This is a genomic window from Aeromonas sp. 1805, from assembly GCF_013085525.1.
Taxonomy (GTDB): domain Bacteria; phylum Pseudomonadota; class Gammaproteobacteria; order Enterobacterales; family Aeromonadaceae; genus Aeromonas; species Aeromonas hydrophila.
Map to the genome: position 1 here is coordinate 3,359,192 of NZ_CP038515.1, position 21,050 is coordinate 3,380,241.

Consider the following 21,050-nt stretch of genomic DNA (forward strand, 5'->3'; position numbering starts at 1 on the left):
GGGCCAGTGGCTCTCACCCACAACAAGGGCGCACCTCGGTGCGCCCTTGTTGTTTTATGATGGCGAAGAGAATGGCGGGAACGCCAGCCGGCTGGCGCCGCTACCAGCGGCGTTGGCGTCAGTGGCCAATCGACTTGACGGGTGCCCTGAGGGCTTCGAGTCGCGATGGGTTGAGCTCGCCCACCAGGGTCTGCTGGAGCTTGCCCTCACCATCGAGCAGATAGCTGGTGGGCAGCCCGGCGGGGTGGGGGAAGGGGAGGCTCGCCTCCTGCCGGGCGATGAGCAGCGGCACCTTGATGTGGTACTGCCCGGCCAGTTTGGCGAGCTCGGCCGGGGTGGCCGGGTCGTAGTTGACCATCACCACGGTGATCTGCCCCTCATGAGTCAGCGCCTCCAGCAGCGGTATCTCACGCAGGCAGGGGGCACACCAGGGGGCGAAGTAGTTGACCAACAGCGGCTTGCCGGCAAAGTCGGCCAGGACCACCGGCTGGTTCTGGCTGTCGGTGAACGGAGGGGGCGGGCTGCAGGCCGTCAGCAGGCCGGCCACAATCAGCCAACAAATTCGTTTCAATTCCTGCACTCTCGCGCTTACCCTGACCATCAGTTTCCCCTACAATAGCGCCGTTTCTTGTCCCATCTTGCGATTAATCAGGGAGTTATCATGAGCGAGACCCAAATCTACCACAATCCGCGCTGCTCCAAGAGCCGTGAAACCCTGGCCTTGCTGGAACAGCACGGGATCGCACCGGATGTGGTGCTCTATCTGGAGCAGGCCCCGAGCGAGGTAGAGATCCGCACCCTGCTGAGCCAGCTGGGGTTCAGCGATCCGCGTCAGCTGATGCGCACCAAGGAAGATCTCTACAAGGAGCTGGGGCTTGGCGAGGTGAGCGGCGATGATCTCATTCGCGCCATGCGCCAGTATCCCAAGCTCATCGAGCGGCCCATCGTCATCAAGAACGGTCAGGCCCGCATCGGTCGTCCGCCCGAGCAGGTGCTGGAGATCCTCAAGTGAGCACCCGCTTCGCCCGCCTGCTGACCCTGGTCGGCTTCTTCGGCCTGCTGGGCTGGGTCATCCTCTGGCATCTGTGGCTCTCGCCCCACCCGGATCTCAACCCCTGGTTGCTGCCGGTGATCTGGACGGTGCCGCTGCTGTTCCCGCTCAAGGGGATCGTGCAGGGCAACCCCTACACCCACGCCTGGGGCAACTTCGTGCTGATGCCTTACTTCCTGCACGCCCTGACCCTGATCACCACGGATGAGGGGGAGCGGTGGCTGGCGGTGGTGGAGCTGGTGTTCACCGTGCTCGCCTTTATCGGCACCATCTATTACGCCCGCCTGCGCGGCCGCGAGCTGGGCCTGAGCATTCGCAAGAAGAAGGGTGAGCCTTCGGCGCAGGATCACTGAGGCTCGCGTCAGCGCGCCTGCCCTGTGCAAACCGGACCTGGAGTCCGGTTTTTTTATGGATGCGCTGCCCTGGCATGACACGACCGGGGTTGACGTGACAGCGGGTGGGTTAAAATCTTGCTGGCAGCGCAGATGTCCGCTGTATCTCGCTGATCTTGCAGCAACTATGTCGACCTGATCACATCTTGGCCGCCGCGAGGTGGGAGGGGGGTGGGCGGCTGACTATCCTCATTAAGCTCCCATACAGCGGCCGCCGTTAGCCTGTCGTTTTCACCAGCCTGAGTGATGCACCCTATGAAACGCCAATCCCGCCCCCTGTTCCAGAAAACCCTGTTGGCCTTGACCATGGCCCTGTCGGTCAGCTCGCTGGCCGATGCCTGCACCCGCGCCGTTTATCAGGGCGACGGCGGTCTGGTGGTGACCGGCCGCACCATGGACTGGCGCGCCGCCATGCCGACCAACCTCTGGGCCTTGCCGCGCGGCATCGAACGGAGCGGGGCGGCCGGGCCGCACTCCATGACGTGGAACGCGCGCTATGGCTCCCTGGTCGCTGCGGGGTTTGACGCGGGCACCGCCGATGGCATGAACGAAAAGGGGCTGGTGGCCAACCTGCTCTATCTGACCGAGTCCGAGTATGTGACTCCGAGCGACAAGGATCCGCGCAAGACGCTCTCCATCTCCCTCTGGGCCCAGTATGTGCTGGACAATTTTGCCACCGTCAGCGAGGCGGTCGCCGCCCTGTCGAAGGACGAGTTCTATGTGGTGACCACCCTGACGCCCGATGGCAAGCCGGGCCAGCTGCACCTCTCCATCTCGGATGCCAGCGGTGACTCTGCCATTTTCCAGTACGTGGATGGCAAGTTGCAGATCCACCATGACCCCAGCTATCAAGTGATGACCAACTCCCCCGTGTTCGACAAGCAGCTGGCACTCAACGAGTACTGGGAGGAGATAGGCGGGCTCACCATGCTGCCGGGCACCAACCGGTCGGCGGATCGTTTCGCCCGGGCCTCTTTTTATATCAAGACCTTGCCCAAGACAGATCAGGCCAATGAGGCCGTGGCCGGTGTGATGAGCGTGATGCGCAACGTCTCGGTGCCCATGGGGATCAGCACCCCGGATCAACCCAACATCTCCACCACCCTGTGGCGCAGCGTGTCGGATCAACAGCATCGCCGCTACTTCTTCGAGCTGACCCATCTGCCCAACACCTTCTGGGTGAGCATGGATCAGCTGGACTTGAGTGCGGGCGCCCCGGTCAAGAAACTCCCGCTGACCGAGCGTCAGCTCTATGCGGGGGAAACGGCGGACAAGTTTGTGCCCGCCAAGGCGTTCACCTTCCTGCCAGCCACGCCAGGGGCCTGATGAAGAGCCCAGAGAAGGCCCCTCACGGGGCCTTTTTTATGGCCGCAAGCCGGCGTGGCCGCCGGTCTCGCGATAGTGGACCAACTGCTGCACGCTATGGCTCATCAGTTGGGGGTAGAAGCGCAGAAAGCCCGCCTCGCATTCATGCCATTGCACCTCCTTGAGGGTGAGCAGCGCATCGCCGAGCGGCAGGGGGCGGCGCAGCCGGCGGCCGATGCCGTTGAGGGCCTGCGCCAGCCCCTCTTTGTGCTGATAGGAGGCGATCCAGTCCTGCTCCGCCATCCGTCTGAGGGGCAGCGGCAACCCATCCGGGAGGCTGTATGCATCCACCAGCAGGTGCCGGTAACTCTGCTGCAGGAAACGGGGCAGGGCCTCGTCATGAAACTGCGGCCAGTGCAGGCTGAGCCAGTGGTCGTAGAGCATGTCCACCAGGATGCCGCCAAAGCGGCGCCAGGGGGCCTCGAAGCAGGCCACTGCCGCCCTGTGTTCGGGGTGACTGTCGGTAAAGGCGTCTATCTTGCGGTGCAGCCAGATCCCCTCGTCGAGTTCGGTGCCGAGCGTGCTCGGCAGGGCACCCTTGACGAAATCCCCCAGCAGATTGCCGGTGAGGGAGCTGTGGGTATGGGCTGCCAGATGCAGGTGAGCGAGATAGTTCATGAAGTGTGACGTCAGCCAGGGGGATTGTCGCTGAGCCTAGCGGATCCGGCGGCCCTTGCCTACGGGAACGGGCGCTTGACCGTGAGGAAGTGCTTCCCTCCATGACCGCCGCCTGGGTAGAGTGCAGCATGGCTGGCGCTTTGTGGCGCCCATCATCATCACGAGGAGCATGCACATGTTGACCCTGATCGAGGGCGCCGAACTCTATGGCCCGACTGCGCAGGGCCGCCAGGATCTGTTGGTGGCCGATGGCCGCATCGCCTGGCTCGGCCGGGGCTTGTCAGTCCCCGCCGACTGGCCGCTGACGCGGGTGGACGGCCGCGGCCGCTATCTGGTGCCCGGGCTGGTGGATCCGCTGGCCCACATCACCGGCGGTGGCGGCGAGGGGGGCTTTGGTTTTCGCACGCCGGAGCTGGCGGCAAGAGAGGCGCTGAGCGCAGGGGTCACCACCCTGGTGGCGGCGCTCGGTACCGACAGCCTGACCCGCAGCCCGGCTCAGGTGCTCGGCAAGGTGCGCGAGTTTCGCGCCGCCGGGGTGAGCGCCTTCATGTATACCGGCTCCTACCATCTGCCGGTCAAGACCCTCACCGGCACGGTGGAGTCCGACATCATGCTCATTCCCGAGGTGCTGGGGGTGGGGGAGGTGGCCATCAGCGATCACAGATCCAGTGCGCCAACCCACGACGAGCTGGCACGGCTGGTGAGCGAGGCGCGGGTGGCCGGGCTGCTCGCCGGCAAGAGCGGGGTCAGCTTCTTTCATCTGGGGGACGGGCGCGGGGCGCTGGCGCCGCTGCGGGCTTTGCGCGATGGCACCGACATCCCGCTGCGTCAGCTCTATCCCACCCACTGCAATCGCAACCCCTGGCTGTTTGCCGAGGCCATCGAGTGGGGGCGGGCCGGCGGCTGGGTCGATCTCACCACCTCGAGCTTTCCGGACTTGCTGGACGATGGCGAGCGGCTGGCAGCCGACGCCCTGGTGGAGCTGCTGGCGGCCGGGGTACCCGCCGATCGCATCAGCTTCAGCTCGGACGCCAACGCCAGCTTGCCGCGCTTCGATGGCGAGGGGCGTCTCATCGAGCTGCGCTGCGGCCAGATAGACAGCCTGTGGCAGGCGCTGGTGGAGGCTTGTGGCAAGGGGGTCGCGCTGGAGGTGGCGCTGGCAGTAGTGACGGCCAATCCGGCCAGGGCACTGGGGCTGGCGACCAAGGGCACGCTGGCGGTGGGGCAGGATGCGGATCTGCTGCTGATCGACCCCGATACGCTTACCATCGAGCGGGTGATGAGCGGCGGTTGCTGGCGCACCTGAAGGCTGCGAGTTGACGGGGAGCCTGTTACACCCGGTTCCCCTCTTTTAAACGACAAGCCCGGCAGCAGTGCCGGGCTTGTCGTTGTTGGCGATGGGTGGCTCAGGGGCAATCAGATGGCGAGGAAGCCCAGGATCAGGATCGGGCCGAGCAGGCTCAGGATAAAGCCGGAGACGATGGCCACCGGTACCACCTGGATGCCGCCGGATTTCTGGATGACCGGCAGGGTGAAGTCCAGCGCCGTGGCGCCGCCATAGCCGATGGCGGCGGAGGGGTGGCGGCGCATCAGCATCGGAATGATCAGGATGGCGATGAGCTCGCGGCCCAGATCGTTGATGAAGGCGGCGGAGCCCAGTACCGGCCCCAGCTTGTCGGCCACCAGGATGCCGGAGAGCGAATACCAGCCGAAGCTGGAACTGAGGGCCAGGCCGTGGGTCAGCGGCATGTCGAGCAGCTGGGCGGCCAGCAGGCTGCCCAGCCAGCTGCTGAGGATGACGGTGACGGCGATCTTCATGCCCCAGGGGTTGAGCAGGATCTGGCGCAGCCGCATGCCAGAGTTGCGCATCTGCACCCCGATGAGAAACAGCAACAACATCAGCGCCCACTCGCTCCATTTGTCGATGGGCAGGGCGCGCAGGTCGACCAGCAGCCCCAGCAAGATGCCGCCCAGCACCACGAAACAGAGCTGCAGAGACTCCCACAGCAGGTGCAGCTTGCTCGGCATCTGGCCGTCGCTGGCCTCGTGGGTGGGGGGCGAGCGCCTGTCCAGCCACCAGAGGGCCAGCAGGTTGCACAGGGTAATGGCGGCGAGCATCACCCCGGCCACCTTGAAGATCACCGCCAGATTGCTGCCGAGGTTCTCCACGTAGGCGAGCCCCAGCCCCATCAGGAACAAAATGAGATAGACCATCTTGCCCAGCGATTGATTGACCAGCTTGATCAAACGGGCAGAAGAGAGGGGTACCAGATAGCCGATTACCAGCGGCAGCAGGATCAGCAACACATTGAGCAACATCGGGGCCTCGATCACAAAAACTGACAAAAATGACACCTTATCATCACTTATTGGGCCTGTGTCACATATTTGTGTGTTTGCCTGCTCCATCCGGAGCTTTTTTATCAATATGTTATGTTTTTGGGTGCGAAAGGAGGCCCGCTGTTGGGGCGCCGGCCCATTCTGGTGCAGCCAGAACGGGGTCTGACAGGCCCATTTTTCAACAGGATGCGTGTACTGCATGGTTGAATAAAGTCAATCTGGGTGGCTTGCGGCCAAAACGTAGGAATCTTCTTGCCAGCCTTGCGCTGGGGGTATAAAAAGGCGGTGTTGTCAGGCAGGGGTGGTTAGCGTTTTATGCAGACAAAGTGCTGAAAAATACCTGTTTGGCCAATAAAAATACAGACAAAACACCAAAGACCTCGGTTCTGTATTGTTTTTTAACTATCTGAGTGATATTTTCGCTGAAGGTTGCCATCGGTTAACTTTTTGTTAAATAAGCGATGGCGTGAGTCACGCCCCAGCGGCGTCTAGGGACAGACAAGGTTGTAATGGATGAGCGACGTTGCCGCACTGGAAGTTCGTGATCTGCACAAGTATTTCGGCACCCACGAAGTGCTCAAGGGCATCGATATGACCGCCCACAAGGGGGATGTCATCTCCCTTATCGGCTCCTCCGGTTCGGGGAAGTCGACCTTTCTTCGCTGTATCAATCTGCTGGAAACACCCTCTTCCGGCACGGTTTCCCTCCATGGCGAACTTATTCGCATGAAAACCAACCGGGCCGGTGAACGGTTGCCGGAGGACGTGCGCCAGGTGGAGCGCATTCGCAGCCGCTTGGCCATGGTGTTTCAAAGCTTCAATCTCTGGTCCCACATGACCATCATGCAGAACATCATCGAGGTGCCGATCCAGGTGCTCAAGGTGCCCCGCGCCGAGGCGATGGCCAAGGCGGAACACCTGCTCAACCGGGTGGGTCTGTGGGAGCGGCGCGACTACTACCCAGGTCACCTCTCCGGCGGCCAGCAGCAGCGGGCGGCCATTGCCCGGGCGCTGGCGGTGGAGCCCGAGGTGATGCTGTTTGACGAACCCACCTCGGCGCTCGATCCCGAGCTGGTGGGCGAAGTGCTCGGCCTGATGCGCGAGCTGGCCGAAGAGGGGCGCACCATGCTGGTGGTGACCCATGAGATGTCGTTTGCCCGCGATGTGTCGAACAAGGTAATGTTTTTGCATCAGGGCCGTGTGGAGGAGGAGGGCAATCCCAAGGAGATCTTCGCCCATCCCAAGTCCGAACGGTTCAAGCAATTCATCTCCTCCATCTATTGATGGCCGGGGCTGATCCCCAATAATCTGCAATTGCAACAGTCGATGATTTTATCAAGGAGAGATACATGAACAAGCTGATGCTGGCGACCGCCATAGTCACTGCCCTGTCTTCCGGCAGCCTGATGGCCAAGGAGTGGAAAGAGGTGCGGATCGGGGTGGAAGGTGCCTATCCCCCCTTCTCCTGGACCGAGCCGAGCGGCGAGGTGAAAGGTTTCGACATCGACATCGCCAACGCCCTGTGCGAGGAGATGAAGGTGAAGTGCACCCTGATCAAACAGGACTGGGACGGCATCATTCCGGCGCTGCTGTCGCGCAAGTATGACGCCATCATCGCCACCATGGACATCACCGAAGAGCGCAAGAAGAAGGTGGACTTCACCCAGAAGTACCAGCACATTCCGGCCCGCTTCGCCGCCAAGAAGGGCACCGAGATCAAGCTCGACAAGGAGTTCATGAGTGGCAAGACAGTGGCCGTGCAGCGCGCCACCTCCATGGACACCTACATCACCGACAACTTCCCCAACGCCACCATCAAGCGTTATGGCACTGCAGACGAGGCCTATCTCGATCTGAAATCCGGCCGGGTTGACTACGTGATGGCCGACTCCGCCGCCATCAGCGACGGCCTGCTCAAGAAAGAGGGTGGCGATGCGTTCGAGTTCATCGGCCCGAAACTGACCGATCCCAAGTGGTTTGGCGAGGGTGCCGGCATCGCGGTGCGCAAGGCCGACAAGGATCTGAAAGAGAAATTCAACGCCGCCATCCTGGCGCTGCGTGCCAACGGCAAGTACAAGGCGATCAACGACAAGTACTTCGACTTCGACGTGTACGGCGAGTAACCCCGAAGGCGCGCTACCCCGGTAGCCGCCGGCGCAATTGCGGCGAATCATCACGACAGGTTGACCCTAGTCTGTAGTCATCGGGCCCGTTGTCTCTCGCAAGGGAGCGATGGGCCCGCTTAGTTGCAATGGAGCTGCATGTGTTTGGTTTGAAAGGATATTGGGACGGGAGATCCCGCTCAATGAGTTGCAATGGAGCCGCATATGTTTGATTTGAAAGGATACGAAACCTCCCTGCTGGAGGGGGCATGGGTCACCCTGGAAGTGGCGCTGGCCTCCCTGCTGCTGGCGCTGGTGCTCGGCATGCTGGGGGCGCTGGCCAAGCTCTCCCCCTACAAGTGGGCCCGTGGTTTTGCCACCGCCTACACCACCGTCATTCGCGGCATCCCCGATCTGGTGCTGATGATGCTGCTGTTCTTCGGCGGCCAGGTGCTCATCAACAACCTTTGTACCTGGGTCAACGAGAGCTACAACAACTACCTGCTGGCGAGCAATCCCAATCAGGAGTGGGTCTCCCTGCTGCCCGATTACATCGACATCAGCCCGTTTGCGGCCGGGGTGGCCACCATCGGCTTCATCTTCGGCGCCTACATGACCGAGACCTTCCGTGGCGCCATCCTAGCGGTGGACAAGGGCGAGCTGGAAGCGGCCCGGGCCTTTGGCATGCGGGCAACCCAGGTGTTTGTGCGGATCCTGTTTCCCCAGATGATGCGCCACGCTCTGCCTGGGTTTGGCAACAACTGGCTGGTCTTGCTGAAAACCACGGCGCTGGTCTCCATCATCGGGCTCGATGACATGGTGCGCAAAGCGTCCCTGGCGGCGGGCTCGACCCAGCTGCCCTTCACCTTCTACATGGCGGTGGCCCTGATCTTCCTGATCTTCACTGCGGTCTCCACCTCGGCACTGAAATGGGCCGAGCGTCACTATGCGATAAAGACGAGGTAAGCCATGGATTTCTCAATCATTCTCACCGAATGGCCCACCTACTGGCAGGGCCTCTACACCACGGTACTGCTGGTGGCGGCTTCCCTGATCCTCGGGCTGATGCTGGCGGTGCCGCTCGGTATCCTGCGCAACAGCCGCAACTGGCTGATCAAGGGGCCGATCTGGGCTTATATCTACTTCTTTCGCGGCACCCCGCTGCTGGTGCAGCTGTTCATCATCTACTACGGCGCCGCCCAGTGGGAGTGGCTGAAAAACAGCGTTGCCTGGGATCTGTTCGCCGAAGCCTGGTTCTGCGCCCTGCTGGCGTTCACTCTGAACACAGGGGCCTACACCGCCGAGATCGTGCGCGGCGCCGTGCTCAACATGCCCAAGGGGCAGATTGAAGCCGCCAACGCCTTCGGCATGACCCGCTGGCAGACCCTGACCCGGATCATTTTGCCCAACTCGTTTCGCCGGGCACTGCCGGCCTACAGCAACGAGGTGATCTTCATGCTGCAGGGTTCGGCGGTGGCAGGCATCATCACCATCGTCGATCTGACCGGCGCCGCGCGGATCATCAACTCCCGCTACTACAGCCCGTTCGAGGCGTTCCTGACCGCCGGCCTGCTCTACATGCTGCTGACCTTCGTCATCGTCTGGCTGTTCAAGAAGTGGGAAGCCCGCTGGCACGCCCACCTGCGCCCCCGCACCGTGTAAACGCCATAAAAAAAGCCCGCAATTGCGGGCTTTTTTGTCGCTGCGTGTTGCTTAGCGGCCCAGGTATTCCCGGTCGAAGAAGGTGTTGACCCAGTGGGGGCGGTAGATGGCGAGCAGGGTCATGGTCATGCCGTTGAGCAGCGCTTCGGGGAAAAGCAGCAGCGGCCAGATGGAAAGATAGTCGGCGCTGATGGTGTACCAGGGATAGGTGTCGCTAAGGCCCATCAGGAGGGCGCTGGCCACCACTTTGACCGAGATGGAAAGGGCGCCGCCAAGAAAGGCCACCACGAACAGGTAGACGAACAGATGGCGCGGCAGCCAGGCCCAGCTGGCCAAAAACAGCAGCCAGGTGGTGGCGACCGGCAGGGCCACGCCGATGAGGGCCTGCCAGCCGATCTCGGCCAGCGGGATGACGCCAAAATAGCTGAGCACCAACAGGGTGAGGCAGGGGGCGAGCAGGGCGAGACGCCAGCCCAGCAGCAGGGTGAGGCTGGTGAGGCCGAGAAAGTGCACGTCCAGTCCCTCGTGCAGGCCGGCCCGCAGGGTCCAGAGCGGCACCAGCACGATGGCGCCGCCGAGGCAGAGATGCTGATAGAGCGGATTGTGGTAGAGGGTGCGCAGCAAGGTGCCGCGCAGACTGAATATGAGCAGCAGTACCCAGAGCAGCAGGGCGGCGGCTTGTCCTTCACTCATGGCAGATCCTTGTCCGGTGACGGCATACAGGTGGGCGAAGCCCGATGTGAAAGGGGCCGGCGTTTTCCCGGCCAGCCCCTGCGCTATCAGTATTTGACGTTGTTGTGGTACTTGGCGAGGATGCCCTGGACGCGGTCCATGGTCTCCTTGCTGGGCGGCTTGATCCCGTTGAGATCATAGGTGTCGCCCAGTACGTCCCACTTGTGCTTGCCAAGTTCGTGGTAGGGCAGCAGCTCCACCTTCTCGACGCACTCTCCCAGTTCAGCGATGAACTGGCCGAGCCCCTCGGCACTCTCGTCGTCGTCCGACCAGGTCGGTACCACTACGTAGCGGATCCACATGGTCTTGCCCTTGGCGGCCAGATAGCGGGCAAACTCCAGGGTGTACTTGTTGCTGACATGGGTCAGCGGAATGTGCTTGTCGTCGTTGATCTGCTTGATGTCGAGCAGCACCAGATCGGTATTGTCGAGCACCTTGTCGAGCTGCTCGTCGTAGTGGCGCACGAAGCCGTTGGTGTCGAGGCAGGTGTGGATGCCCTTCTCCTTGCAGGCGGCGAACAGTTCGGCGATGAAATTTTGCTGCAGCATGGCTTCGCCACCGGAGGCGGTGACGCCACCACCCGAGGCATTCATGAAGTGACGATAGCTGGTGATGTCGCTCATCAACTCCGGCACTGTCACCTCGCGGCCGCCCTGGGTGTCCCAGGTGTCGCGGTTGTGGCAGTACTTGCAGCGCATCAGGCAGCCCTGCATGAACACGATGAAGCGTATTCCGGGGCCATCGACGGTGCCGCAGGTTTCAACGGAATGGATCCGGCCAATGACCCCGGATGCATCGGCGGTCACACTGGTTTCAGCGGCGGTGGCGCTGACTTCGACAGCGGGGATCCGATTAATGACAGACATAGACGACTCCAATGATTCGAGCAGGCCGTTATTTTATTACATAAAGCCCTATAAATCCTACATGTTTAGCCCGGTACCACGGCACCCAGCAGGCTCTCTAGGGCTTTGGCGGTGAGCGGCCGGCTGGTCAGGAAGCCTTGATAATGCTGGCATCCGAGGGATTTGAGGATGGCGAGCTGCTCTTCGTCCTCCACTCCTTCGGCGGTGACGGTAAAACGAAAAACCTTGGCCAGTTCCAGGATCGCCTTGACGATGGCCTTGTCCTGTTCGCTGTGTACCAGGGTCTGAATGAAGCTTCTGTCTAGCTTCACCTCGTCCGCCGGCAGGTCGCGCAGATAGGCGAGCGACGAGTAGCCGGTGCCGAAATCATCGATGGAGAGCAGGATGCCGAGCTCCTTGAGCTGGCGCATTCTGGCGATGCTCTCCAGCCGGTTCTCCAGCACCACGGATTCGGTCACCTCCAGCAGCAGGCGGGAGGGGGGCACCCCGGTATCGCGCAGTATGTATTCCACCTGCTGCACGAAGCCGACGGTGTGGAACTGGCGGGCGCTGACGTTGACCGACAGATGGGGAATGGCCAGCCCACGGTTGAGCCAGAAGCTGTACTGGGCGCAGGCGGTCTTCATCACCCAGTAGCCGATGTCCTGGATGAGGCTGGTCTCCTCGGCAATGGGGATGAACTCCGCCGGCGGCACCATGCTGCCGTCGCTGCGTTGCCAGCGCAGCAGCGCCTCGATGCCGGACAGCGCGCCGTTGTCGACCCGGTATTGCGGCTGATAGTGCAACTGCAGCTCGTGGTGGCGCAGGGCGTCGCGCAGCTGGTTGTTGAGCGCCAGCTTGCTCTTCTCTTTTTCGGCCATCGCTTCGCTGAAGAACACATAGTTGCCCTGGCCGGATCGCTTGGCCATGTGGGTGGCGGTGTCGGCCTGCTGCATCAGTACCAGGTGATCCTTGTCCTCGCTGGAGAAGAGGCTGATCCCCACAGAGGCGCTGCAGTGCAGCTTGTGATCCTCGATGTCGAACGGAATGCGAAACAGCCCCATCAGCTCGCGGGCGAAATGCTCGGCCAGGATCTTGGCGGTGACATAGCCCTGACCCAAGGCGGTGAACAGCAGGGCGAATTCATCCCCCGAGATGCGGGCCAGCACCAGGTTGTCCTGCGGCAGCCCCTTGAGCCGCTCCACCACTGCCTGCAGCAGCAGATCGCCGCAGGCATGGCCGAGGGAGTCGTTGATCGACTTGAAGTTGTCCAGATCCACCAGCAGCAGGGCGCCCCACTGGCCGCTGGCCTCCTGCAGGGTACGCTGCATGATGTCGTTGAGGCTGCGGCGGTTGTAGAGACCGCACAGATCGTCGTAATAGGCGAGCTGCTCGATGTGGCGCGCCGCCTCCTTCTCCTTGCTGATGTCGTAGAAGCTGCAGACGTAGTGGCTGATTTCGCCGTGCTCGTCCTGTACTCCGCTCACCATCAAGCGGACCGGGAACAGGTGGCCATCCTTGTGCAGGCAGCGCTCTTCCCCCATCCAGAACTCCTGGGCCGCCACCGCCTGGCGCACATCCTGCTTCAGGTGATCGCCATAGTAGGTGGGCCTGAGCCGGACGATATGCTGGCCGATCATCTCATCGTCGGCAAAGCCGGTGATGCGGGTAAAGGAGTTGTTGACCTTGAGGATGATCCCCTTGTGATCCATCACCAGCAGGCCGTCGTGGGTGTTGAAGGCCACCTCGGCCAGCCGCAAGGCTTCGTCGGCGGCCAAGCGTTGCAGTTCGACGGCGGCCCGCTCGTGCTGGCTGCTGAGGGCGTCGAGCAGCGGCATGGGGTCGGCCAGCGGTGTGTCGAGCAGCAGGGTGAGCTGGCCGATGGGGGCACCGTGCTGGCCGTGCAGCGGAATGCCGATATAGACGGGGGCATTGAGGGCCAGCAGCTGGCTGGCCTGGGGATAGCGCAGGGGCAGGTCTTCCACATAGACCGCCTGGCCGTGCTGGAACAGCTCCTGGCCGGGACCCGGGTCCATCTGGATGGGTTTGAGCACCGAGAAGGTCTCCCCCTCCAGCACGCAGCGCGGGATCATCCACAGCTCCTGGCCGCGCGGCTGGTACTCGCCGATCCAGCCGATGCGGGCACCGCTGACGCTCATGCCCCAGCGCACCAGCGCGCGGCAATAGGCGATGCCGGTCAGCAGGGTGAGCTCGGCCGGCAGGGCCAGCACTGGGTTGTGCACAGGTTCGGGGAGCGGTTGCCAGTGGCCAAGCAGCTGGGCGCTGTGACGCACCAGTTGCAGCATCTCGTCGCTGAGGGGGGTGGCGTTGAGGTATTCGAGGCTCAGCACGCCGATGAGTTTTTCCTGCTCCAGCAACGCGCCGTCCAGGCGCGAACTCACCCCCGCATTGGCCAGGTAGTAGTGCTGGCTCAGCATGGGCTGGTGCGCCGCCTCCGAAAAGCTCAGGGACTTGCGGGTGCGCAGGGCGCGGATGTAGCGGCTGTCGCCGCGAATGGCGGCCACTTCGTCGGCCCCCAGGGTGAAGACCGGGGTCAGCTGTTCGCTGCCGAGGGGCCCGTTGGCCTGATAGTGCCAGAGGATGAGGCGATCGGCCCCCAGACTCTCCTTGAGGTTCTCCAGCATGGCGGCAAACTGCTGTTGGCTCGCCATCTGGCTCAGGCGCGGCAGGTGCAGCGCCAGATCGGCCACCGGCTCCTGGCGCAGGGTCTGCAGGCAGATGAGCCAGAAGGCATCTTGTTCGTGGGAGAGGGCGACGTGCCACTGCTGGCCGGCAAAGCGCAGCACCAGCTTGCCGCCCTGGCCGCTGGTGAGCGCCTGCTCGATGGGCAGGCGCAGCGCATCCGGCAACTGGGCCGGCCAGGGGCCTCTGGGCTCATCGAGCCAGTAGAGCGGGGTTTGCATCACATCGGTCAGGGCGACCAGCCGCTGGCTGCGCACGTCCAGACGAAAGAACAGCGGTGTCTGGCTGGCAGAGGAAAGGTGACTGAGCGCGGTTGACGACATGAACTGATAACATCCTGTTGAACGACTGTCGGGTGGCAAGAATACTGCAAAATCGGTACAAACAAAATTTCATTGAATTCTAAATTAGAAGATACTAATTTAATGGCAATTTGTCGTTGACTGGAGTCTTGCTGATGAAACGGATCCTGATTGTAGGCGGTGTGGCCGGTGGTGCCTCTGCGGCGGCCAGAGCCCGCCGTCTGAGCGAAGAAGCGGAAATAGTGATGTTCGAGCGGGGCGAGTTCGTCAGCTTCGCCAACTGCGGGCTGCCTTATCACATCGGGGGCGACATCCCGAGCCGGGATGCCCTGCTGTTGCAGACCCCCCAGAGCTTCAAGCGCCGCTTCAACGTGGATGTGCGGGTCTTTCACGACGTCATCGAGATAGACAAGGCCGGCAAGAGTCTGCTGGTGCGCAACCTGCTGACCGGTGAAGAGCGCCGTGAAGCCTATGACGTGCTGCTGCTGAGCCCGGGCGCGGCCCCCATCCGGCCTCCGTTCCCCGGTATCGACAGCCCGGGTGTGCACACCTTGCGCAATATTCCCGACATGGATCGCATTCTGGCGGCGCTGGCGCACGATCAGCCGCGCCATGTCACCGTGGTAGGGGGCGGTTTCATCGGGCTGGAGATGATGGAGGCGTTGCACCAGCGCAAGCTGGCGGTCACCCTGCTGGAGCTCTCCGATCAGGTGATGGCACCGGTGGATAAAGAGATGGCCAACATGCTCCATGCCCGTATCCGGGAGGAGGGGATCGATCTGCGCCTGCGTACCGGTCTCTCGGCCATCGAGAGCCTGGATGTGCTGGCGGAAAAAACCGCTGCCGTGGCCACTGAACAACGGGGTGGATTACGCCTGACCCTGAGCGATGGCTCCCGGCTCGATACCGGCCTGCTGATCCTCGCCATCGGCGTCAAGCCCGAGACCCTGCTCGCCGCCAAGGCGGGACTGGAGCTGGGGCCACGCGGCGGCATCAAGGTGGATGCCGCCATGCGAACCTCTGATCCCTTCATCTATGCGGTGGGGGATGCGGTGGAGGAGACCGACTTCGTCACCGGCGAGTCGGTGCTGATCCCGCTGGCGGGCCCCGCCAACCGGCAGGGGCGCATCGCCGCCGACAACATGCTGGGGCGCAGCGAAACCTACAAGAAGACTCAGGGTACCGCCATCTGCAAGCTGTTCGATCTGGCGGTAGCCAGCACCGGCCTGAGCGAGAAGCGGTTGCTGCAGCTGGGGCTGCCGTTCGAGAAGGCTTATGTCCACCCGGGCAGCCACGCCGGTTATTACCCCGGCGCCCACCCGGTCAGCCTCAAGCTGCTGTTTGCCCCGGATGGCAAGATTTACGGCGCCCAGGCCATCGGCAAGGACGGGGTCGACAAGCGTATCGACGTGTTGGCGGTGGCCCAGCGCGCCGGTTTCACCGTGTTTGATCTGCAGGATCTGGAGCTCACCTATGCACCGCCCTTCGGCTCGGCCAAGGATGTGATCAACATGGCCGGCTTCGTGGCCAGCAACCACTTGAAGGGGGATACCCTGCTCTGCCACGCAGCGGAGGTCGAGGCCCGTCATTCCCATCAGCAGGTGCTGGACGTGCGCAATGGCCCCGAACTCGACAAGCTGGGTCGCATCCCGGGTGCGCTGCACATCCCCCTCGATGAGCTGCGCGGCCGCCTTCACGAGCTGCCCAGGGATAAAGAGCTGCTCATCAGCTGTCAGGTAGGCTTGCGCGGTCACGTGGCCTGTCGCCTGCTGAGCCAGCACGGCTTCAAGGTCAAGAACCTCTCCGGCGGCTTCAAGACCTGGCAGATGGCGGTGATGGAGTAACTCGCCCCAGCCGCAAGAGAGCGCCGACCCCAGGGTCGGCGCTGTTGCATCTGGCGGAAGCTGCCGGCGTTTTAACTGCAATGAGTTTTGTGTCAAGCGAGCCTGATCCCTTATCCTGTTGGCTATTGCGCTGCACTGGCAGCGAGCCAATCAGGGATGACATTTATGCGCCGCGTCGACTCTCACCCTCGCCTCTCTCGTTCCTCACCACAACGGGCGGCCGTCCCCGGGCGCCGCTGGCCGGCCCTGCTGCTGGCGGGATTCACGGCGCTGCTGCTGAGCGGCTGTGGCCCCGACAAGCCTGTCGCCAGTGGGCAGACCACAGAATCCACAGCCCAGCAGGAGGCAGGGGCGCCGAGTTCAGTTGTGCAGGCCAATGCCCGCCAATATCGCGATGCCCCGGCGCTGGCGCTGGTCTTCTCCGGCCCCTTGGCGCCCAAGGCCAATTGGCAGAGCTGGCTTTCGGTGAGCGAGGGGGGCAAGCAGGTGCAGGGGGAGTGGATCCTCGCCGACGATGGCCGTACCCTTTATTTCCCGAACGTTCAGCCCGATAAAAGCTATGAGGTGAGCCTCAAGTCGGGGCTGGGCCCATCCCCCCAGAGTTGGACCCTCAAGACCCGGCCGCTGGAGGCGGGGGCTTCGTTTACCGCCAGCGGCATGGTGTTGCCGCTGCGCGACGAGCTGCGCCTGCCCATCAGCGCGGTCAACGTGGACGAGGTCAATATCGACTTCTTCCGGGTCGATGCGGAATATCTGCCCCGTTTCCTGGCCGAGTATCGCCCCGGTGCCGGGATGGGCAACTGGGAGCTTGAACAGATCACCAAGCGGGCCCAGCGGGTGTTCAGCGGCCGCTATGCACTGGAGCTCGATGCCAACCGGCGCGAGACCCGCCTTATCAATGTGAAGGAGCCGCAGCTGGCGGAGGCTGGCGTCTACTTTGCGGTGATGTCCCCCTTGGCAACTACGACTGGCGCAAGGAGACCACCTATTTTGCGGTGAGCGACATGGGGCTCAGTGCCCGCCGTTACCGCGATCAGCTGGAGGTGTTCGTGAGCTCGCTGGCCAGCGCCGACCCGCTCAAGGATGTGCAGCTCTCCCTGCTCGACGAGAAGGGCAACCGGCTGCAGGTGCAAAACACCGATCCGCAAGGCCATCGCCGCTTCGATCAGGTGCAGGGGGCTCGCCTGCTGCTGGCCGAGCAGGGCAACCATCTGGCGGTGCTGCGACTCGATGGGGCAGCGCTCGATCTCTCCACCTTCGATCTCGGTACCCAGCCCTGGCAGGCTCAGCAGCTCTATCTGTTCAGCGGGCGCGATCTCTATCGCCCCGGCGAGCGGCTCGACAGCGAGATCCTGCTCAAGGGCCAAGATGGTCAGCTGCTGCCGGGGATGGCGGTGGAGCTGGAGGTGAAACAGCCGGACGGCCAACTGCTCGAACAAAAGCGGCTGCTGCCGGACAATTTGGGCGCCGCCCACTACGGTCTGCGTTTGCCGGAGGATGCGCCGCTCGGGCGCTGGACCATCAACCTCAAGACCGCCGCCGGCAGCCGCTTCGAGTGGCCTTTCCTGGTGGAGGAGTTCTTGCCGGAGCGGCTGAAACTGCAGCTTGGCAAGGGGCCGGATGGGGAAGTGACGAGTCTGGACGCCGCCCTCACTCTGCCGCTGCAAGGAGACTATCTCTACGGCGCGCCGGCGAGCTCCACCAAGGCCAAAGCCGAGGTGAAGTTAAGCCGCGCCACCATGCCCTTTACCCAGTGGCAGGAGTTCACCCTGGGGGACGTGCTGCTTGCCGAGCAGGCCAAGGATCTTGAGCCCCTCAACATCACCCTCGATGCGCAGGGGCAGGGGACTTTTTCGCTGGCTGATGAGCTCGATGGTGTGCGCGCCCTTGGGCCGCTGGAGGTGGCCTATCGGGTGTCGCTCTCCGAACCCGGTGGCCGCGCCGTCAATCGCAGCCGCACCCAGTATGGCTGGCCTGCAGGCAGCCAGTGGCCGGCGCTCAAGGCCGATTTTGTGGCGGATCGGGTAGAGGGGGGCAAGCCGCTCCCCTTCCAGATCCTCAACCTCGATGACAAGGGCCAGCCGGTGGCGGGGCCGGTGAAGGTGCGCCTTATCAACGAGTACCGCGACTACTACTGGCACTACGCCGATGGCGAGGGATGGAAGTACGAGTTCAACAGCCAGCCCTATCTGGAGCAGGAGCAGACCCTGCAGCTGGATGGCAAGGGGCCGACCCCGCTCACGCTGCAACTGGCTGCTGGCTGGTATCGATTGGAAGTGGAGAACAGTCAGGGCCATCAATCGAGCCTGCGGGTGGAGATCGGCAGTTACGCCTGGGGCGGCGGTGGCGAGCAGGCACGACCCGACAAGATTGCCATCACCCTCGACAAGCGGGCCTATCAGGCGGGTGACAAGGCCAAAGTGACCTTGGTTGCGCCACGCCCCGGCAAGGGGTTGCTGCTGGTGGAAGATGGCGATGGCCTGCGCTGGTGGCAGCGCATCGAACTCAAGGGTGCCGGTGGCGATGCCAAGGATGCCCGCGGCGAATTCGAGATCCCGGTCAGCCCCGAGTGGCAGCGTCATGATCTGCATATCTCGGCCCAGATCGCCGCGCCAGACAGCGCCTCCAAGTCGGTCATTAGCCAGCAGGGGCAGAGCCTGCGCTCGGTCGGGCTGGTGCCGCTCACCCTGGATCGGGAAGCGCGCCGTCTGCCGCTTACCCTGAGCGCGCCTGATAAAGCCGTGCCGCTCACCCGGCTGGAGGTGATCGCCACCTCCACCCCCAACAGTCAGGGACGGGTGGTGCTGGCTGCGGTGGATCGGGGCGTGCTCAATACCAGCGACTACCAGCCCCTCGACCCGTTCGAGATCTTCTTTGGTCGCAAGCGCTTCGCCCAAGATTTGTTCGACAACTATGGCCAAGTGATCCCGCCGCAAGATGGCAAGCTGGCCCGCCTCAACTATGGGGGCGATCGGGCGCCGCTGAAAAAGGGCGGCGCGCTGGAGAGTCGGGTCGAGATCGCCGCGCTCTGGAGTGGCGAGGTGAGTTTTGATGAGCAGGGCAAGGCGGTGATCCCGCTCGACTTGCCCAACTTCAACGGCGAGTTGGCGTTGATGGCATTGGCCTGGAACGAACAGCAAGTCGGCGAGGCCGAGCGTGCCGTCAAGGTAGTGGCGCCCTTGGTGGCCGAAATTGGCTGGCCGCGCTTTGGCGCCAGAGGGGATGAGACCCGGGCGCTGGTGCAGCTGCGCAACATGAGCGGCGAGGATCAGACCCTCTCCCTTGTCTGGACCCTCAATGGTGGGCTCAAGGCAAACGGCGAGTTGCCCGGCACCCTTTCCCTGAAAAATGGCGAGGAGCAGTGGCTGACCCTGCCGCTCACCGTGACCGGGGCGAGCGGTGTGGCGAGCTTGCAGTTGGCGGCCAGCGGCAAGGATTTTGCCATCAGCCGCGACTGGACTTTGCCGCTGCGCTCCCCCTGGCCGGCCGAGACTCGCCAGCGCTACCAGATGCTGGCCCCCGGCCAGCAGATGAGCTTTGCGCCAGCTGAGCTGGCCGGGCTGGATCGTGCCAACCTGCAGGGACTGCTCAGTCTCTCCGGCACTCCCCCCTGGGATCCGGCAGCCCAGTGGCAGGCGCTGGCCGACTACCCCTACGCCTGTCTGGAGCAGACCCTGTCCCGTGCCTGGCCTTACTTGCTGACCACGGCCGATGAGCGGGCCGCTTGGCGCAAACCCGCAGAGGGCAAGCAAGCGGCGAGTGAGGCGGACGTGCAACGCGCCCTGCTGCAGCGGCTGCAGCGGTTGCAACTGCCAAGCGGCGGCTTTGGCCTCTGGGATGGTCGCTCTGACGAGGAGCAGTGGCTCACCGCCTATGCCGCCAACTACCTGCTGGCGCGTAAGGAGGCGGGCGACGCCGTACCGGAGGCGATGCTCAATCAGGCGCTGAACCGGCTGCAGAGCTATCTCACCGATAGCCAGTACGGCGAGCGCTGGAGCAGTGCCCCCGAGCACAGCCGTCTTGCCTATCAGGCTTACAGTGCCTATGTGCTGGCCCGGGTGGGCAAGGCACCGCTCGCTACCTTGCGTCTTATCTGGGAGCAGCAGGCCGATCACGCCCGTTCCGGCTTGCCGCTTTTGCATCTATCGTTGGCACTCTCGGCCATGGGGGATGAGCAGAATGCCGCCAAGGCCCTCAGCCGGGCATTGGCGACCGAGCGCGGGGACGACTATCTGGGTGATTACGGCTCGCCGCTGCGCGATGAAGCCCTTGAGCTCTCCTTGCTGCGCCAGCACAAGCTGGCTGTGGAGCGCTGGCCCACTCTCAGCGCCAAGGTGGCCGATACCCTGGCTCACCGTCAGTGGCTCAGCACTCAGGAGCGGCTCGCCCTGCTGCGACTCGCCCGCTTCGATCCGGCCGTCGACTGGCAGGCCAAGGTAACTTCCTCTCTTGGCAGTGGCTCCCTGAGCGGTTCGGCTCCGCTGCAGCAGGGTGCCCCCGAGGCGCTGGCGGCGAGCACCGTCACCAACGAGGGCAAGGGCTCCCTCTATGTGCAGCGCACTCTGGTCGGTTATCCCGAGCAGGCGCCGGCACGGGTCAGCAAGGGGATGAGTGTGACCCGCAGCTGGTTCAACAGCGACGGCCAGCGTTTTGACCCCGCCAAGGTGAAGGTCGGCGATCTGGTGGTGGTGCGGCTCAATGTCAGCAGTGAATCGGCGGTGCCCGATGCCCTGCTGGTGGAGATGGTGCCCGCCGGCTTCGAGCTGGAGAACCCGGCCCTTGGCAACAGCATCAAGCTGGAAGAGCTCTCCATCGAGGGGAAACCTGCGTGGCAGAGCGAGTGGAACGACTATCTCAAGCATCAGGAGTTTCGCGATGACCGCTACACGGCGGCGCTGGATCTGAGCGAGGGGAGCAACCAGCAGCTGGTTTACCTGATGCGGGCGGTGACACCGGGTCGCTATCAGGTGCCGCCGACCCAGGTGGAGGATATGTACCGGCCCGAGCTGCGTGCCGTGGGTGAGGATATCCATGAGGTGATCATCTCTGAGTAACCTTCCCTCCCTTGAGCGGGTTCGCCCGCTCACTTTTTGG

The 21,050-nt window shown here is 63.2% G+C and carries 15 protein-coding genes and 1 pseudogene; 10 read left to right on the forward strand and 6 right to left on the reverse strand.

What is annotated here, in order from left to right; translation table 11 throughout:
* Positions 1-118: 118 nt before the first annotated feature.
* Positions 119-601 (reverse strand): TlpA disulfide reductase family protein, encoded by a 483-nt coding sequence (locus E5E96_RS15815; protein WP_171282571.1) that lies wholly within the window; start codon positions 599-601, stop codon positions 119-121.
* A 60-nt stretch (positions 602-661) separates the two neighbouring features.
* On the opposite strand from E5E96_RS15815, the gene arsC reads away from it, so the two are divergent.
* The 3 genes from arsC to E5E96_RS15830 all read left to right on the forward strand — a co-directional run bounded on the left by arsC (position 662) and on the right by E5E96_RS15830 (position 2,769).
* On the forward strand, positions 662-1,012 hold the full coding sequence (gene arsC, locus E5E96_RS15820; protein ID WP_171282572.1) for an arsenate reductase (glutaredoxin): 351 nt from the start codon (positions 662-664) through the stop codon (positions 1,010-1,012).
* Positions 1,009-1,404, forward strand: a complete 396-nt coding sequence (locus tag E5E96_RS15825) for a DUF2069 domain-containing protein (RefSeq protein WP_016350325.1) — start codon at positions 1,009-1,011, stop codon at positions 1,402-1,404. The genes arsC and E5E96_RS15825 overlap by 4 nt, the downstream gene beginning before the upstream one ends.
* Before the next feature lie 294 nt (positions 1,405-1,698).
* Entirely contained in the window at positions 1,699-2,769 is a 1,071-nt protein-coding gene (locus E5E96_RS15830; protein WP_171282573.1) for a linear amide C-N hydrolase, read from the forward strand.
* A gap of 36 nt (positions 2,770-2,805) precedes the next feature.
* On the opposite strand, the gene E5E96_RS15835 is transcribed toward E5E96_RS15830, so the two are convergent.
* Complete coding sequence (locus E5E96_RS15835; protein WP_171282574.1) at positions 2,806-3,426, reverse strand: ACP phosphodiesterase; 621 nt, start codon at positions 3,424-3,426, stop codon at positions 2,806-2,808.
* A gap of 175 nt (positions 3,427-3,601) precedes the next feature.
* On the opposite strand from E5E96_RS15835, the gene iadA reads away from it, so the two are divergent.
* Positions 3,602-4,732, forward strand: coding sequence for a beta-aspartyl-peptidase (iadA, locus tag E5E96_RS15840; protein ID WP_171282575.1), 1,131 nt, complete (start codon positions 3,602-3,604; stop codon positions 4,730-4,732).
* 110 nt (positions 4,733-4,842) lie between these two features.
* Here the strand turns inward: iadA and E5E96_RS15845 are convergent, their stop codons facing one another.
* On the reverse strand, positions 4,843-5,745 hold the full coding sequence (locus E5E96_RS15845) for a lysine exporter LysO family protein (RefSeq protein ID WP_171282576.1): 903 nt from the start codon (positions 5,743-5,745) through the stop codon (positions 4,843-4,845).
* A 534-nt stretch (positions 5,746-6,279) separates the two neighbouring features.
* On the opposite strand from E5E96_RS15845, the gene E5E96_RS15850 reads away from it, so the two are divergent.
* The 4 genes from E5E96_RS15850 to E5E96_RS15865 all read left to right on the forward strand — a co-directional run bounded on the left by E5E96_RS15850 (position 6,280) and on the right by E5E96_RS15865 (position 9,530).
* A complete protein-coding gene (locus E5E96_RS15850) occupies positions 6,280-7,050 on the forward strand; it encodes an ABC transporter ATP-binding protein (RefSeq protein WP_011705574.1) in 771 nt (256 codons plus the stop codon).
* A gap of 65 nt (positions 7,051-7,115) precedes the next feature.
* Entirely contained in the window at positions 7,116-7,889 is a 774-nt protein-coding gene (locus E5E96_RS15855; protein WP_011705575.1) for an ABC transporter substrate-binding protein, read from the forward strand.
* A gap of 204 nt (positions 7,890-8,093) precedes the next feature.
* Positions 8,094-8,834, forward strand: a complete 741-nt coding sequence (locus E5E96_RS15860; protein ID WP_011705576.1) for an ABC transporter permease — start codon at positions 8,094-8,096, stop codon at positions 8,832-8,834.
* A 3-nt stretch (positions 8,835-8,837) separates the two neighbouring features.
* Positions 8,838-9,530, forward strand: a complete 693-nt coding sequence (locus E5E96_RS15865) for an ABC transporter permease (RefSeq protein ID WP_011705577.1) — start codon at positions 8,838-8,840, stop codon at positions 9,528-9,530.
* Positions 9,531-9,581: 51 nt separating this feature from the next.
* On the opposite strand, the gene E5E96_RS15870 is transcribed toward E5E96_RS15865, so the two are convergent.
* The 3 genes from E5E96_RS15870 to E5E96_RS15880 all read right to left on the reverse strand — a co-directional run bounded on the left by E5E96_RS15870 (position 9,582) and on the right by E5E96_RS15880 (position 14,133).
* Entirely contained in the window at positions 9,582-10,223 is a 642-nt protein-coding gene (locus E5E96_RS15870) for an energy-coupling factor ABC transporter permease (protein ID WP_011705578.1), read from the reverse strand.
* An 86-nt stretch (positions 10,224-10,309) separates the two neighbouring features.
* Positions 10,310-11,128: a pyruvate formate lyase 1-activating protein gene (gene pflA / locus E5E96_RS15875; RefSeq protein ID WP_011705579.1), complete on the reverse strand. Its 819-nt coding sequence runs from the start codon at positions 11,126-11,128 to the stop codon at positions 10,310-10,312.
* A gap of 65 nt (positions 11,129-11,193) precedes the next feature.
* Positions 11,194-14,133, reverse strand: a complete 2,940-nt coding sequence (locus tag E5E96_RS15880; protein WP_171282577.1) for an EAL domain-containing protein — start codon at positions 14,131-14,133, stop codon at positions 11,194-11,196.
* 134 nt (positions 14,134-14,267) lie between these two features.
* On the opposite strand from E5E96_RS15880, the gene E5E96_RS15885 reads away from it, so the two are divergent.
* A complete protein-coding gene (locus E5E96_RS15885; protein WP_171282578.1) occupies positions 14,268-15,956 on the forward strand; it encodes an FAD-dependent oxidoreductase in 1,689 nt (562 codons plus the stop codon).
* Positions 15,957-16,043: 87 nt separating this feature from the next.
* Positions 16,044-21,010, forward strand: a pseudogene (locus tag E5E96_RS15890) (alpha-2-macroglobulin).
* Positions 21,011-21,050 lie beyond the last annotated feature (40 nt).

Coding starts and splice junctions, on each gene's coding strand:
- E5E96_RS15815 (WP_171282571.1), bottom strand. CDS start 601: ATGGTCAGGGTAAGCGCGAGAGTGCAGGAATTGAAACGAATTTGTTGG.
- E5E96_RS15855 (WP_011705575.1), top strand. CDS start 7,116: ATGAACAAGCTGATGCTGGCGACCGCCATAGTCACTGCCCTGTCTTCC.
- E5E96_RS15860 (WP_011705576.1), top strand. CDS start 8,094: ATGTTTGATTTGAAAGGATACGAAACCTCCCTGCTGGAGGGGGCATGG.
- E5E96_RS15880 (WP_171282577.1), bottom strand. CDS start 14,133: ATGTCGTCAACCGCGCTCAGTCACCTTTCCTCTGCCAGCCAGACACCG.
- pflA (WP_011705579.1), bottom strand. CDS start 11,128: ATGTCTGTCATTAATCGGATCCCCGCTGTCGAAGTCAGCGCCACCGCC.
- E5E96_RS15850 (WP_011705574.1), top strand. CDS start 6,280: ATGAGCGACGTTGCCGCACTGGAAGTTCGTGATCTGCACAAGTATTTC.
- E5E96_RS15830 (WP_171282573.1), top strand. CDS start 1,699: ATGAAACGCCAATCCCGCCCCCTGTTCCAGAAAACCCTGTTGGCCTTG.
- E5E96_RS15835 (WP_171282574.1), bottom strand. CDS start 3,426: ATGAACTATCTCGCTCACCTGCATCTGGCAGCCCATACCCACAGCTCC.
- E5E96_RS15865 (WP_011705577.1), top strand. CDS start 8,838: ATGGATTTCTCAATCATTCTCACCGAATGGCCCACCTACTGGCAGGGC.
- E5E96_RS15870 (WP_011705578.1), bottom strand. CDS start 10,223: ATGAGTGAAGGACAAGCCGCCGCCCTGCTGCTCTGGGTACTGCTGCTC.
- iadA (WP_171282575.1), top strand. CDS start 3,602: ATGTTGACCCTGATCGAGGGCGCCGAACTCTATGGCCCGACTGCGCAG.
- E5E96_RS15885 (WP_171282578.1), top strand. CDS start 14,268: ATGAAACGGATCCTGATTGTAGGCGGTGTGGCCGGTGGTGCCTCTGCG.
- arsC (WP_171282572.1), top strand. CDS start 662: ATGAGCGAGACCCAAATCTACCACAATCCGCGCTGCTCCAAGAGCCGT.
- E5E96_RS15845 (WP_171282576.1), bottom strand. CDS start 5,745: ATGTTGCTCAATGTGTTGCTGATCCTGCTGCCGCTGGTAATCGGCTAT.